General features: G+C 64.5%; 14 protein-coding genes. 6 read left to right on the top strand and 8 right to left on the bottom strand.

Annotated features, from left to right (window positions below; all coding sequences use genetic code 11):
* The first annotated feature begins 38 nt into the window (after nucleotides 1–38).
* Nucleotides 39–1,055, top strand: coding sequence for a catalase family peroxidase (locus PAN31108_RS21125; protein ID WP_150670738.1), 1,017 nt, complete (start codon nucleotides 39–41; stop codon nucleotides 1,053–1,055).
* A 381-nt stretch (nucleotides 1,056–1,436) separates the two neighbouring features.
* Complete coding sequence (locus PAN31108_RS21130) at nucleotides 1,437–2,024, top strand: hypothetical protein (protein WP_150670739.1); 588 nt, start codon at nucleotides 1,437–1,439, stop codon at nucleotides 2,022–2,024.
* A gap of 149 nt (nucleotides 2,025–2,173) precedes the next feature.
* Here PAN31108_RS21130 and PAN31108_RS21135 read toward each other — a convergent pair whose 3' ends face one another.
* From PAN31108_RS21135 to PAN31108_RS21160, 6 genes are read right to left on the bottom strand one after another with little or no spacing between them, the layout of a single operon-like run.
* Nucleotides 2,174–2,587, bottom strand: a complete 414-nt coding sequence (locus PAN31108_RS21135) for a RidA family protein (RefSeq protein WP_150661207.1) — start codon at nucleotides 2,585–2,587, stop codon at nucleotides 2,174–2,176.
* A gap of 34 nt (nucleotides 2,588–2,621) precedes the next feature.
* Complete coding sequence (locus PAN31108_RS21140) at nucleotides 2,622–3,350, bottom strand: amino acid ABC transporter ATP-binding protein (protein WP_150670803.1); 729 nt, start codon at nucleotides 3,348–3,350, stop codon at nucleotides 2,622–2,624.
* 14 nt (nucleotides 3,351–3,364) lie between these two features.
* Entirely contained in the window at nucleotides 3,365–4,324 is a 960-nt protein-coding gene (locus PAN31108_RS21145; protein ID WP_150670740.1) for an agmatinase, read from the bottom strand.
* Nucleotides 4,321–5,034, bottom strand: a complete 714-nt coding sequence (locus tag PAN31108_RS21150) for an amino acid ABC transporter permease (protein ID WP_150670741.1) — start codon at nucleotides 5,032–5,034, stop codon at nucleotides 4,321–4,323. The genes PAN31108_RS21145 and PAN31108_RS21150 overlap by 4 nt, the downstream gene beginning before the upstream one ends.
* On the bottom strand, nucleotides 5,024–5,713 hold the full coding sequence (locus PAN31108_RS21155; protein ID WP_370819704.1) for an amino acid ABC transporter permease: 690 nt from the start codon (nucleotides 5,711–5,713) through the stop codon (nucleotides 5,024–5,026). The genes PAN31108_RS21150 and PAN31108_RS21155 overlap by 11 nt, the downstream gene beginning before the upstream one ends.
* Nucleotides 5,714–5,724: 11 nt before the next feature.
* Nucleotides 5,725–6,585 (bottom strand): transporter substrate-binding domain-containing protein, encoded by an 861-nt coding sequence (locus PAN31108_RS21160; protein ID WP_150670742.1) that lies wholly within the window; start codon nucleotides 6,583–6,585, stop codon nucleotides 5,725–5,727.
* Between the two features lie 177 nt (nucleotides 6,586–6,762).
* Between PAN31108_RS21160 and PAN31108_RS21165 the strand changes: the two genes are divergently transcribed.
* The gene (locus tag PAN31108_RS21165; RefSeq protein ID WP_150670743.1) at nucleotides 6,763–7,635 is read left to right on the top strand and encodes a LysR family transcriptional regulator; all 873 of its coding nucleotides are present in this window, start codon (nucleotides 6,763–6,765) and stop codon (nucleotides 7,633–7,635) included.
* 21 nt (nucleotides 7,636–7,656) lie between these two features.
* Here the strand turns inward: PAN31108_RS21165 and PAN31108_RS21170 are convergent, their stop codons facing one another.
* Nucleotides 7,657–8,562, bottom strand: coding sequence for a LysR family transcriptional regulator (locus PAN31108_RS21170; protein ID WP_150670744.1), 906 nt, complete (start codon nucleotides 8,560–8,562; stop codon nucleotides 7,657–7,659).
* A 170-nt stretch (nucleotides 8,563–8,732) separates the two neighbouring features.
* On the opposite strand from PAN31108_RS21170, the gene PAN31108_RS21175 reads away from it, so the two are divergent.
* Nucleotides 8,733–10,337, top strand: coding sequence for an MFS transporter (locus PAN31108_RS21175; protein ID WP_150670745.1), 1,605 nt, complete (start codon nucleotides 8,733–8,735; stop codon nucleotides 10,335–10,337).
* A gap of 80 nt (nucleotides 10,338–10,417) precedes the next feature.
* On the opposite strand, the gene PAN31108_RS21180 is transcribed toward PAN31108_RS21175, so the two are convergent.
* Nucleotides 10,418–11,281: a LysR substrate-binding domain-containing protein gene (locus PAN31108_RS21180; protein WP_150670746.1), complete on the bottom strand. Its 864-nt coding sequence runs from the start codon at nucleotides 11,279–11,281 to the stop codon at nucleotides 10,418–10,420.
* A 116-nt stretch (nucleotides 11,282–11,397) separates the two neighbouring features.
* On the opposite strand from PAN31108_RS21180, the gene PAN31108_RS21185 reads away from it, so the two are divergent.
* Together PAN31108_RS21185 and PAN31108_RS21190 are read left to right on the top strand one after the other, a co-directional pair.
* Nucleotides 11,398–12,117: a haloacid dehalogenase type II gene (locus tag PAN31108_RS21185; RefSeq protein WP_150670747.1), complete on the top strand. Its 720-nt coding sequence runs from the start codon at nucleotides 11,398–11,400 to the stop codon at nucleotides 12,115–12,117.
* Between the two features lie 53 nt (nucleotides 12,118–12,170).
* Nucleotides 12,171–12,968, top strand: a complete 798-nt coding sequence (locus PAN31108_RS21190) for an aldolase (RefSeq protein WP_150670748.1) — start codon at nucleotides 12,171–12,173, stop codon at nucleotides 12,966–12,968.
* Nucleotides 12,969–13,078: the final 110 nt, after the last annotated feature.

Below are 13,078 nucleotides of genomic sequence, written 5' to 3' on the forward strand. Positions count from 1 at the left end.
TACACTGTGCGTCCCCACACCTACATTGGACGGACATCATGAACGTTTCCGGGATCTTCAAATGGCTGGCGGCCTGCTCGCTCGCCCCGGTACTGGCCGGCACTGCCGCCGCGCAAACCCCTTCTGCGCCGGCCGTGCCGGCATCAGCAGCCTCTGCCGCCGATCTGGTCGACGCGCTCAACGGCGTGTTTGGCAAGCATGCCGACGCGCGTGCCGTGCACGCCAAAGGCGTCGTGCTCACGGGAACGTTTACGCCGGACGCGGCCGCAGCGTCGGTCTCCAGGGCACCGCATCTGCAAAAGACGGCCGTGCCCGTGACGGTGCGCTTCTCGGACTTCGCGGGCATTCCCGACATTCCGGACAACCACGGACTGGCAAGCCCGCGGGGATTCGCCATCAAGTTCGCGCTGCCGGACGGCTCGACCACCGACATCGTGGCGCACTCGTTCAACGGCTTCCCGTCGCCCACGGCGGACGACTTCCGCAATCTGCTGATCGCGCTCGGCACCAGCGGCCCCAACGCCCCGAAGCCGACGCCGCTGGACAACTACCTGGCGGGTCATCCCGTCGCGAAGGCATTCCTGAGCGCGCCGAAGCCGGCACCGGTGAGTTACGCCACACTGCCGTACTACGGCGTGAACACGTTCAAGTTCACGAACGCGTCGGGCAAGGTGACGTATGGCCGTTATCAGTTCCTCCCGCGCGCCGGCGCGAAGTATCTGAGTGACGACGAGGCATCGCATGCCGCGCCGAATTACCTGCGTGACGAAATCGTCAAGCGGGTGTCGACGCAACCCGCCGAGTTCGATCTCGTCCTGCAGATCGCGGATCGCGGCGACAAGCTCGACGATCCCTCCGTCGCGTGGCCGAAGTCCCGGCGCATCGTGAAGCTCGGCACGATAGCCGTGACGACCCCCGTTGCGGAAAGCGACGCCGCACAACGCGCCCTGCTGTTCCTGCCGGCTGCGCTGCCGCCCGGCATCGACGTGCAGGACCCGATGGTCGCCGCCCGCTCCGCTGCGTATCCGATCTCGTATCAGCGCCGCCATCAATAAGGCGTGGCGATCCCCGCAGGTACGCCCTCGTCACTTGACGTTCGGGCGGCCTGCGGACTTTAAACATGAGTTCGAGTGTCGGGATATACCCGAAGCCATGACGGCCACGCGTGCGTGGAATGCCGGTCCGGCGGGCTTGAGCGACGACCGGAGGCCGACCGCCCGACCACCCCGGTGGAAATTGGGCTGGCGGTATGCAAATGACTGACTACACTTCCTAAATGCATACGGCGCAAAGAAACCGCTCAAGACGGTTCGCAATACGAAACGCTGAAGTTCCGAAGCTGGGTCGACGTCTGGCCATTTCGGACATTGCGTCGTACGAAGGTAAAAATGGGGCCAGTGGAATCGCGTTTCCATTCCTTCACGGGAGGCATGTCCATGACGTGCCTGAGCAAATGGATGATAGGCGCCTGTGTCGTCACGCTCAGCGGCGTGGCGATTGCTGATGCCGCCGACACGGGTTCATCCGAACAGATGATGATGGCCAACCTCGGGCCGTCACCGCTACCCGTTTATGTCCCGCCACCGCCTGCCCCGGTATCCGTCGCAGCGGTCCCGGCCGTTCCCGTTACGCTCTATCCCTTCGGCCGAGAGGGCCAGGAAATGGCGCAGCGCGTCGACCGAATGTCGCCGACCGATACCAACGCGTTTCTGTATACGCGTATCGAAGCGATCAACAGCGCGGTGCATCCGAACGACAACCGGTCCGCCGACTGGATCGACTCGACGCCGGCCGCCGACGCCGCTGCGGCGAAATCCTCGCGAAGTTATCTGAGCATCGGCCCCAACCGCTCGCCACAGTTGTCGCTCGTGCAATGGAACAACACGGACGACAAGCTCGGCTCCGACCCCAAGCGCGGTCTGTCGCTGAAGACCGAAGACTGGACGGTCTCCGCGAGCGCGAAGATTCCGATACTCCGCCAGAAGGACCTCGGCGCGACGGTGTACGTCAAACGTCGCTTCTGATTCACGGCTTCCGATTCACAGCTTCTGATGACTCGCCGCTGCTGACCCGCCGCGCGAATCTCGCCACGCCGCGCCGCGCCGCGCCAATGGCCGACAGTTGTTCGTCGGCCGTGCACGTTGGCTTCGTTTCGATATCGCAACACAACGGCTCACGCGGTCGGCTTCACCGCCGTCACGTCGATCTCCACCAACCACTCCGGACGCGCCAGCGCCTGCACCACGATACCCGTCGACACCGGGAACACGCCCTTGAGCCAGCGCCCCATGACGTTGTAGACGGCTTCACGATAGCGCGGATCGACGATGTACACCGTCACTTTGCAGATGTCCGCGAGTTGGCTGCCGCACTCGTCGAGCAGCATCTTCACGTTGGCCATCGCCCGTTCGGTTTGTGCGGTGACATCGCCGATACCGACGGACTCGCGCGTGTCGAGGTCCTGACCGATCTGTCCACGCAAATAGATGGTGTTGCCCGCGATCACGGCCTGACACAGATCGTTGTCGAGCTTCTGCTCGGGGTAGGTCTCGCGCGTGTTGAACTTACGGATTCGGGTGTGCGTCATGATGTCTCGTGTCTGTAGGCTGAGAGCCGCGCGCTCAGTGCGCGAGGATCTTGGAGAGGAAGCGCTTCGCGGCAGGGCTGGCGGCCTCGTTGAAGAACACGTCGGTCGGACTGTCTTCGATGATCGCCCCGTCCTCCATGAACACCACACGATGCGCCACGCGCCGCGCGAAGCCCATTTCATGGGTGACGACCATCATCGTCATGCCTTCGCGGGCGAGTTCGACCATCACGTCGAGCACTTCGTTGACCATCTCCGGATCGAGGGCCGACGTCGGCTCGTCGAACAGCATCGCCATGGGGTCCATCGACAGCGCGCGTGCGATCGCGACACGTTGCTGCTGACCGCCGGACAGCTGCCCGGGATACTTGTGCGCGTGCGCCGACAGCCCCACGCGATCGAGTAACGCCCGCGCCTTGGTGCGAGCCGAATCGGCGTCGCGACCGAGCACGATCTGCTGCGCGAGCGTGAGATTGCGCGTGAGGTCCAGGTGCGGGAACAGCTCGAAGTGCTGGAAGACCATGCCGACCTTGCTGCGCAGCTTCGGCAGGTCCGTCGATCTGGCCGTGAGCGACGTGCCCGCCACCACGACATCGCCCTTCTGAAACGGCTCCAGCGCATTGACGGTCTTGATCAGCGTTGACTTGCCGGAGCCCGACGGCCCGCACACCACCACGATTTCGCCCTTGCCGACATGTGTCGAGCACTGCTTGAGCACATGGTGCGCGCCGTACCACTTGTCGACGCCGCGGATGTCGATGATCGGTTGTGCGGCGCTCATTTGTCGAAGTGTCCCGCGCGAATCGATGCGCCGATCAGATTGAGGATCAGACGACCTGCCGTCACGCACGAGATCAGGTTCGCATCGTCCTTCTCCGGCTGGATCTCGACGATGTCCATGCCGACGACACGCCCCTTGCGCACCAGCCCATGGATCAGCTTGCGCGCCTGCACGAAGGTCACGCCCCCCGGCGCAGGCCCCGCCACTGCGGGCATCGTCGACGGATCGAGACCGTCGGCGTCGATGGTGAGGTAATAATTGCCACCGTCGGGAATGCGATCGAGCACGGCGTCCATGCCGATATCGTGCAGTTCATACGCCGTAACGAGTTCCGCGCCGTATTCGCGCGCCGCCGCGAGGTCCTGCGGGCGGCCGCTGCCTTGCGCACGCAGGCCGATCTGAATGATGCGATCGACGTGCGCCATTTCCGACGCACGACGGATCGGGCTCGACAATCCCTCGCGCACCCCGTTCACTTCGTCTCGCCAGTCCAGATGGGCGTCGATATGCACGAGCGTGATCGGTCCCTTCTGATCGAGGCCGCGTAGCACCGGCGTGGTGATGCCGTGGTCGCCGCCCAGCACGATCGGCATCGCACCGCCTGCCGCAATGCGGCGCACGGCCGCTTCGGCGCGAGCGTAGTGCTCGCCCGGCTTCGACAGATCGGGAATGATGTCGCCGCAATCGACGAAGCGAATATCCTTGCGGCCTTGCAGCAAGGGGCCGTCGATATCGAAGTCGTAGTGTTCGGGACGACGCACCACCCGGTCCGTCGCTTGACGAATCGCGGACGGCGCGTTCGTCTGATCGTTGCTGAAGTCCGAGGCGGCGTAAGGCGCACCGTACGGCATCCCCAGCACGGCGATATCGGCCTTCAGGTTGTCGATGTCGAGATCGAGTTCCGAATACAGCAGCGTCGGATGACCTGTGCGCGGAGCAACGGTGTATGTCGTCATGAGAGTTGTCCTTTTCCTTTGGCGGGGAGTGTCGAAAGCGCGGGGGCGTCCGGTGTGCGGGTACGTCGCCCGACAACGGTTTCCAGACGCCGCCCGACACCGGCCAGCAAGACGCTGCTGAGCCAGTAGATCAACGCCGTCGTGCCGAGCACTTCGACGTAAGCGAATGTGTTTGCCGTGAGCAGATTGCTCTGGTAGGTCATCTCGGGCAGGCTCATCACGGAGAAGATGGCCGAGTCCTTGAACATCATGATCACGAGGCTCGTCGTCGGCGGAATCAGAAAGCCGAACAACTGCGGCGCGATGATGTGACGCTGCGTCTGCCAGTACGTCATGCCGAGCGAGAGCGCCGCGTGCGTCTGTCCGCGGGCCACGCTGCGCAGCGCCGCGCGCAGAATTTCGCAGAAGTATCCGCCCGTGTAGAACGCGGTGCAGCCGATGGCGACCGTCATGGCCGATGCACTCACGCCCAGTTTCGGCAACCCGAAGAACGACAGATAGACGAGGATCAGATACGGGATGTTGCGCACCAGTTCGACGTAGCCGAGCGCGACGGGGCGCAAAAGCGTGCGCGACTGTGCGGCGTAGGCAGCGACGATCCCGACCACCACGCCGACGGGAATGCCGACGGCGCTGACCAGTGCGGTCGTTCGCAGGCCTTCGAGCAGAACGGGGACCGCTTCCCGGACGATAGAGAAATCAATGGCCATGGGGCAGCATCCTGGAGACCCGGCGCTCGCAAACGCGCGATGCGGCCGAAATGCAGAACAGAAGCACGAAGTACACGGCTGCCGTGATCGCGAAGACTTGTAGCGGCAGATCCGTCTGCAGCGTGGCGTTGCGCGCGACGGTCGCCAGTTCGGGCACGGCGATGATCGACATCAGCGACGACGCCTTGAGCAGAATCGTGAACTCGCTGGTGAGCGGCGGGATGGCGCGATAGATGACTTGCGGCAGCAGCACATAGCGCCAGACCTGCGAGGCGCGCATGCCCATCGCGTAGGCCGCCGAGCGTTGTCCGTACGAGATCGTGCCGAGCGCCCCGCGCAGAATTTCGACGATGTAGGCGCTGGTATTGCAGGCCAGCGCGGCCACGCCGGCGGTGATCGGCGAAATCGAAATATCGAGCAACGCGGGCACCATGTAGTACGCGATCAGCATATGAATCAGCGCTGGCGTGCCGCGAATCAGGCTCACCCACAGCACGACGAGCGAGCGCAGCGGCGCGATCGGCGAGATGCGCGCGAGCAGCAACGCGATCCCGAGGCCCAGACCGATCACGAAGGCGGCGGCCGAGGCGGCCAGCGTGATGGCCGTTCCCGACACGACACCTTCGAGGAACGGTTGGATCACGCCGCCCCAATCCGGCATGGCGGGCATGTTGAGCATGGCCGCGGACGTCAAATCGCACCTTGCGGCAGATAGTTCTCGCGCGGCGTATCCATCGGGCCGCCGAACCACTTCTGCTGCAACGCGGCGAGCTTGCCGTTCGCGCGGAACTCGTCGAGCGAATCGTTGATGAACTTGCGGATTTCGAGGTCGTTCGGGTTCGCCACCCACGCAAGCAGCTTCGGCTGACCGATGGTCCCGGCGATGCGGAACGTGTTGGGTTGCTTGCGCATCTGGACTGCGGCGATGTTCGACGGCATCAACGCCACATCGATGGTCTTGTTGGCGAGGGCGTTGGACACGTCGGGATACGCCTGGAACAGGCGCGTGTCCGCAAAGCCCTTGCCGGTCTTCGCTTTGAGTTCCTTTTCGAACTCGTCTGCCACCGGTTGCGACGACGACCCCATCTGTGTGCCGATGGTCTTGCCGGCGATGTCCATGTCGCTCTTGATCGCGGTCTCATCGATTCGAACCATCAGTACCGAGCGCACCACGCCGACGGGCTGGCTGAAGGCGAAGCGTTTGGCGCGCTCCGGCGTAATGCCCACGCTCGTCGCCACGAAATCGAACTTGTGCGACATGAGGCCGGGCAGCAGGCCCTGAAACGGCAGGTTCATCTGTTCGAGCTTGACGCCGAGCTTCGCGGCCATCAGTTCGAGCACGTCATGCCCATAACCGACCACCTGACCGTTTTCGACGAACTCGAACGGCTCATAAGCGGCTTCGGTGCCGACCGTCAGCTTGCCGCGCTTCTTGATGTCGGCAAGCGTGCCCCCCTCGGCGAAGGCCAGCGTCGGGAGTACCGGGAGCGCGAGTGCGGCGCTCGATGCAAGCGTCGCCTTCACAAAGGATCGTCTGGACCAGGTCTTCATAGCTTGCCTCGCGTCATGTGGGTTGGGTAGCTGACGGGCGTCCCCCCGGCAGTCCGGTTCGATGCGCCTCTGAAATCCAATGTATGCGGGCAAAAAGATCATGAAAAATGATTTTTTTATTGGTATGGTTTCAGAAAATGAAACCTTTTGAGACAAGTGCGGCAGGGGAGTGAGGCAGTGGCAAATCGAGACTTCAGTGAGCGTGATCTGCGCTCGTTGCGCATTTTCTGCGCGGTGGCGCAGGCCAGCGGTTTTGCTGCGGCGGAGAAGCAGTTGAACATGTCGAAGGCGTCGATCAGCCGGCATATCCGCGAGGTCGAGGAGACGCTGGGCACACGGCTGTGCGAGCGCGGTCCGTCCGGTTTCGTGCTCACGCACGCGGGCAAGGTCGCGTTGGAGTTGGCGCGCGACGCGCTGAAGTCGCTGGAGCGGATCCGTCCCGAAATCGATGCGGTGCGTGGCGTGTTGTCGGGCACGTTGTCGATAGGGATGGTGGAGCACATTCTGTCGGACGTCGGCTGTCACATTCCCGAAGCGCTGGATGCGCTCAAAGCGCAAGCGCCCGATGTGAAAGTCGAATTGACGGTGATGACGTTCAACGAGCTCGATCTTGCGTTACGCGAGCGCCGGGTGCAGATCGCGATACGCGGGATGTATCGTCGCGAGGCCGGTTTTCATTACCAACCGCTGTTTATCGAACGTCACCAGTTGTATGTGGCGAAGCATCGGCGCAAAGACGCGGCGACGCTGCCTCTGGTCTATCGGACACAGCCATTCGTGCATGAAGCGCTCAACACACTGGGATTGACGAGGGGACCGACGGCTTCGGGATTGGAAGCGGTGGCGATGCTGGTGCTGTCCGGCCATTACGTGGGACTGCTGCCGCAGTACTACGCGGGATCGTTCGCGAAACGCCATGCTCTGGTGCGCGTGCCGTCAGGCCCGGAATATGAGAACGCCATCAGCGCGATCACCGAAGCGTCGCGACCCCGCACGAGAGCGCTGGATTTGTTTTTGGCATTGCTCGCACAGGTGCATTCAGGGGAGTAACGGCTCGCACGAGGCAGCGTGCTAGCCGGACAAGGCGTAAGACGTCACCGCAGCCGTCTGCGTGATCTGTGCGATGAGCTTCGTCACCGCGAGCGACGGTTCGAAACTGCGGAAAACGGCAGAGATTTCGGAATGGATGGGCGGTCCCGCCAGGGGCTTGAAGACGACGCCCGGGATCGCCGTCGCGCCGACGAGCACGTCCGGCACGATGGCGACGCCCTCGCCCAGCGCTACCGCCGTCAGGACCGCGATCAGCGATCCGGGCGCCGAGCCGATGATCGGCGTGAACCCGCCGCGACGCGCCACCTCGAACGTGCCCAGGGTCTGCTCCGGGTTGATGAAGCGTTCGCCGTCCAGCGACCCGGCGTCGACCGCCCCCGCCCCCGACGCATGCGCGAGCGAATGCCCCGCAGGCAGCGCAATGCAGAAGCTGTCGCGGAACAAGACATGCGCACGGTGCCGGTTGTGCAGATGGATCGGCATGCGCACCAGCGCCACGTCCAGACGGTTATCCACGAGCATCGCGGGCGACTCGTGTTGCGACACTTCCTTCGCCGTCACGATCACACCCGGCCATGCCTGCCGAAAGGTCGCCAGCAGCGTCTGCAATACGCCCGAGTACACCGCCGAGCCGATATAGCCGATCTCGATGCGCCCCGTCTCGCCGCGTCCCGCGCGCTGGCCCGCCTGCACGGCACGCTCGGCCTGCGCAAGCACCTGCTTCGCTTCGAGCAGAAACATCTCGCCGGCAGGCGTCAGACGGACATCGCGACGGCTTCGTGCGAACAACTGCACCCCGAGCCTGCGTTCGATGTCCTGAATCTGCACGGTCAGCGTCGGCGCGGCAATGTCCAGCGCCTGCGCCGCACGCCCGAAATGCAGTGTGTGCGCAAGCGTCACGAAATAGCGAAAGTGGCGGAGTTCCACGAGACGCCTCACGGTTTGTTATGCACGGTGTGCCATGCTACCGCGTGGCCAGGCGGGCGTCATCGATCATTTCATTAGGTTGGACCTAACAACTTTGCCGAGGCCCGGCAATGACGTGCGGCCGCTCGCGTGATCGAATACTTTCACTTTCACGCACGCGATACCCAAACATGGCAACGCAACCTCAAACCGGCGCATCCGACACCTCGTCTTCGTCGACGGGCGGCAACCTTGCGCTGCTGCTCACCGCCTCGACCGGCTGCGCGATGACGGTGCTCGATACCAACGTGGTCGGCGTCGTATTGCCGACGATCTCGGCGCAACTGCATGCGAGCTTCGCCGAGGTGCAGTGGGTCATCGGCGCCTACGTGCTGTGCTTCGCCGCACTGCTCCTGCCCGCCGGTTCCATCGCAGACCGCTTCGGCCGCCGTCGCGTGTTTCTCTGCGGCATTACCGGCTTCGCACTGGCGTCGCTCGCCTGCGGTCTCGCGCCCACGGCGCAGTGGCTTTATCTCGCGCGCGCCGCACAAGGCGTGGGAGCTGCGTTTTTGCTCGCGCCCGCGCTCGCCATCATCGGCCACGGCTTCCATGCACAAGACGCCCGAGCCCGCGCATGGGGTCTGTGGGGCATGGTGATGGGGCTGACGATGGTGCTCTCGCCGCTCATCGGCGGCGTGATCGGCGACACGCTCGGCTGGCGCTGGGCATTCCATGTCAACGCGCCGATCTGCGCCTTGCTCGCGCTGGCGGTCGTGCGCATCGTTCCCGAATCGAAAGCCGAAGGGCAGCGCACCATCGACGTGCCCGGCATCGCGCTGTTCGCCTGCGCAATGTTCTGCGTCACGTGGGCATTGATCGCCGCCCCCGCCGCCGGCTGGGGCAGCCCGGGCATTCTGACGCGCTTCGCCGCAGGCGCTGCCCTCTTCGCGATCTTCGCCGTCGTTGAGCGCTCGCGCGCGCACCCGATGCTCGATCTGTCGCTGTTCCGCTCGTGGCCGTTCGCAGGCGCGACGCTCGCCATGTTTGCCTACGCCGCATGCGCGCAAGTGATGGCCTCGTTGCTCCCGCAATTCCTCCAGAACGCGCGGGGCGAGACGGTGCTGGGGGCTGGCGTCGCCATGTTGCCGTTCGCGCTGGCGATGCTGCTGCTGCCGCAGGTCGGCAAACGGCTCGCGTCGCATCTGCCGTCGCATCGGATTCTCGTGCTCGGACTCACGCTCACGGGGCTGGGCAATGCGGCCATGGCCTACGTCTCGTCGCAAGGACCGACGCATTCGGCATTGGCGCTGATGGGGGCGATGTTCGTGCTCGGCAGCGGTGGAGGTCTGCTCAATGGCGAGACCCAGAAGGCCATCATGGGGACGATTGCGCGCGACCGGGCGGGCATGGCGTCGGGCATCAGCACGACATTCCGCTTCTCCGGCATCCTGCTCGGCTACACCGCGCTTGGCGCCGTGCTGAGCGCTGGCGTGCATCGCAGCGTCGCTGTGCACGTCCCGGCGCTGGTCGGCGCCACGCAGGGCGACGTTGCAATCCGCCTAAACTTCGCCGATGCCATCTCCGCCGGCGACTTCACGCAAGCGCTGCATCTCTATCCGCAGACGCTAAGCCATGCGTTGCTCGACGCGGGCCGCAACGCCTACGCCAGCGGCTTTAGCGGCGCATTCCTCGGCGCCGGCATCTTCGCCGTGCTGGGCGCGTTGGCGGTTCACCTGAGCATGGGGCGCACGCAAGCCCACGAGGCACGCATTGCCCGGCTGTCACGCCCGTCCTGACTGAGCGTGCCGATGACCGTCGGGACGGTGTCGGTCGGCTGTCCCGCCTTCACGGCTGACCTCGCGCCTAACTTCACGCTTCATTGGGCGGCTAACGTCCCGCCAACCGTCACCGCGAGAAAATCCGCCAACGCACGGCGCGATGCCGACGCCGGCCCGCCGCCGTCCACCAGCGCGATTTCCGAGGGGGGCGGCGACGGCAAGGCATCGCAGACCCGGTGATCGGGCAGCAACACGGCCTCGGGCAACACCGACACACCGAGACCGGACGACACCGCCGCCTGAATCCCCGTGAGGCTGTGGCTGCCGAATGCCATGCGCCACGGACGCTGCGCCGCATCCAGACTCCGGATCGCCCGCTGCCGGTAGATGCAGCCCTGCGGGAACAGCGCGAGCGGCACGGGCGCATGCGCCATCGCGGCTGTATCGGCGCCGGCGGCCATCGCCCAGACCAGCGGCTCGGGCCACGCCATCAGGCAGTCCCCCTGCCCCGGTTCGCGCTTCACGAGCGCGAGTTCCAGATCCCCCGTGCTCAGCCGCTCGCGCAGATCGGTGCTCATGCCCGCGACGATCTCCAGACGAATATCGCCGTTCGTCCGCACGAAGCGCGACAGCATGTCCGCCATTCGGCGGGCGTCGATGTCCTCCGGCAGACCGACACGCACCGTCGAGACCCGGCTGTCGTTCTCCATGGCGTCTACGGCCTCCATCGACAGGGCGAGCAGCTTGCGCGCGTATTGGGCGAGCAGTTCGCCATGAAGCGTCGGGGTGACGTTCACCCCGGAGCGGTCACGCATGAGCAATTGCCGTCCCACGTCGTCTTCCAGACGCCGGATCTGCTGACTCACCGTCGACTGCGTGCGATGCACCCGGTCCGCCGCACGCGTAAAGCTGCCTTCGTCGACGACGGCAACGAGGGTCCTGAGCAAACCGAGATCCAGCATGGCGGCACCATATTTACATATCCGATAAGTGTCGAATTTTAATTTAATTTCAGAATATGCGATGCACCGACTACGCTGACGGCATTCCATTGATGTCCGCTTCGGGGAGACCGACCATGACACATCCATCCGATTCGCTAAAACATAGCCCCCGCCCGCAATGGCTCACCTTCGACTGCTACGGCACCCTGATCCAGTGGGACGAAGGCCTGCGCGACGCCGTTACCCGCATTTTGCAAAGCAAGCCGGGGCACAACATCGGCACGGCCGATCTTCTCTCGACCTTCGATCACCACGAACACGCGCTTGAGCAAATGCCCCCGCATCGCGCGTTCCGTGAAGTCGCGGGCGAAGGGCTTCGCCTTGCGTTGCAGGATCTGGGGCTGCAAACCTCCCCGCAGGACATCGAAGTGCTGACGGGCAACATCGGCGCGATGCCGCCGTTCCCGGAGGTCGTGCCGACACTCGCCGCGCTCAAAGCGCGTGGCTACCGCTTGTGCATCGTCTCCAACACGGACGACGACATCATTGCGGGCAACGTCGCGCAGTTGGGCGGACACATCGATCGCGTCATCACCGCGCAGCAGGCCGGGGCGTACAAGCCGAACCGGCGTCTTTTCGATTATGCGCACGCGCAACTCGGCGTGACGAAGGATGACGTTGTCCATATCTGCGCGAGTCCGCACCTCGACCATGCGGCAGCGCGCGACATCGGTTTTCGTTGTGTGTGGGTGGATCGCGGCACGGGGCGTCGTCCGCTGCCCGACTACACGCCGCACGCGACCCTCGCCACGCTCGATGCCGTGGTGCCGATGTTCGACTCGTTCGGCTGGTAATCACCGCATGCGACGGGCGATGAAAGCGCGCCGTCGCGCATGAGGAGACCGACATGGCGCATACACACTCACGGAACGCGAGCGACAGCTCGTTTCGCATCGACACCTCCATCGATCTCGACTCGCCCGCCGTGCGCATCACTCGCGAAGCCCTCGCGGCGTGCTTTCGACTCGCCGCCATGTACGGCTTCGAGGAAGGCATCTGCAACCACTTCTCGGCAATGTTGCCGGGCAGCGACCGCTGGTTCCTCGTCAACCCGTTCGGGCTGGCGTTCGAAGAAGTCACCGCATCGAGTTTGCTCGTGTGCGACGTCGACGGTCACGTCGTGTGCGGCGACGGCGTGCCCGAGGCCACCGCGTTCTACATCCACGCCCGAGTGCACAGGGCGAACCCGCGCGTGCGTGCGGCGTTCCACACGCACATGCCCTGGGCGACCGCCCTTGCAATGAGCGAAGGCTCCCCCCTTGTCTGGGCCGGTCAGACGGCGCTCAAGTTCTACGGGCGCACTGTCGTGGATACCGATTACAACGGCCTTGCGCTGGGCAACGAGGAAGGCGACCGCATTGCGTCGGCCATGGGCGACGCGGATATCGTCTTCATGAAGCATCACGGCGTGATGGTGGCCGGCCCCACCATCGCCGAGGCTTGGGACGACCTCTACTATCTGGAGCGTGCCTGCGAGGTGCAGTGCAAGGCGATGAGCACGGGGCGCGCGCTTCGTCCGGTGCCGGAGGCCATCGCACGGCGCACCGCCGCCGAAATGCGCGCAGGCGACCCGCTTAGCGCCCGCGCCCATCTCGACAGCGCCATACGGCGTCTGCGTGCCGCCGGGGTGCCGTTCGATCGCTGATGTTCCCGAGTTGTCGATGATCGGAACGCCGGCCAGGGAGCAAAGGGCAACAAGCCGATCAGTGGGAAGCGCGCGCCGCCTCCGTTGCCAAATCAGCGAAAAAAACGGCA

It is taken from the genome of Pandoraea anhela (assembly GCF_902459655.1).
Taxonomy (GTDB): domain Bacteria; phylum Pseudomonadota; class Gammaproteobacteria; order Burkholderiales; family Burkholderiaceae; genus Pandoraea; species Pandoraea anhela.

Bases quoted from the DNA above. Each gene is read 5' to 3' on its own strand.
- PAN31108_RS21125 (WP_150670738.1), top strand. From the start codon at position 39: ATGAACGTTTCCGGGATCTTCAAATGGCTGGCGGCCTGCTCGCTCGCC.
- PAN31108_RS21130 (WP_150670739.1), top strand. From the start codon at position 1,437: ATGACGTGCCTGAGCAAATGGATGATAGGCGCCTGTGTCGTCACGCTC.
- PAN31108_RS21135 (WP_150661207.1), bottom strand. From the start codon at position 2,587: ATGACGCACACCCGAATCCGTAAGTTCAACACGCGCGAGACCTACCCC.
- PAN31108_RS21145 (WP_150670740.1), bottom strand. From the start codon at position 4,324: ATGACGACATACACCGTTGCTCCGCGCACAGGTCATCCGACGCTGCTG.
- PAN31108_RS21150 (WP_150670741.1), bottom strand. From the start codon at position 5,034: ATGGCCATTGATTTCTCTATCGTCCGGGAAGCGGTCCCCGTTCTGCTC.
- PAN31108_RS21155 (WP_370819704.1), bottom strand. From the start codon at position 5,713: ATGCTCAACATGCCCGCCATGCCGGATTGGGGCGGCGTGATCCAACCG.
- PAN31108_RS21160 (WP_150670742.1), bottom strand. From the start codon at position 6,585: ATGAAGACCTGGTCCAGACGATCCTTTGTGAAGGCGACGCTTGCATCG.
- PAN31108_RS21175 (WP_150670745.1), top strand. From the start codon at position 8,733: ATGGCAACGCAACCTCAAACCGGCGCATCCGACACCTCGTCTTCGTCG.
- PAN31108_RS21180 (WP_150670746.1), bottom strand. From the start codon at position 11,281: ATGCTGGATCTCGGTTTGCTCAGGACCCTCGTTGCCGTCGTCGACGAA.
- PAN31108_RS21185 (WP_150670747.1), top strand. From the start codon at position 11,398: ATGACACATCCATCCGATTCGCTAAAACATAGCCCCCGCCCGCAATGG.
- PAN31108_RS21190 (WP_150670748.1), top strand. From the start codon at position 12,171: ATGGCGCATACACACTCACGGAACGCGAGCGACAGCTCGTTTCGCATC.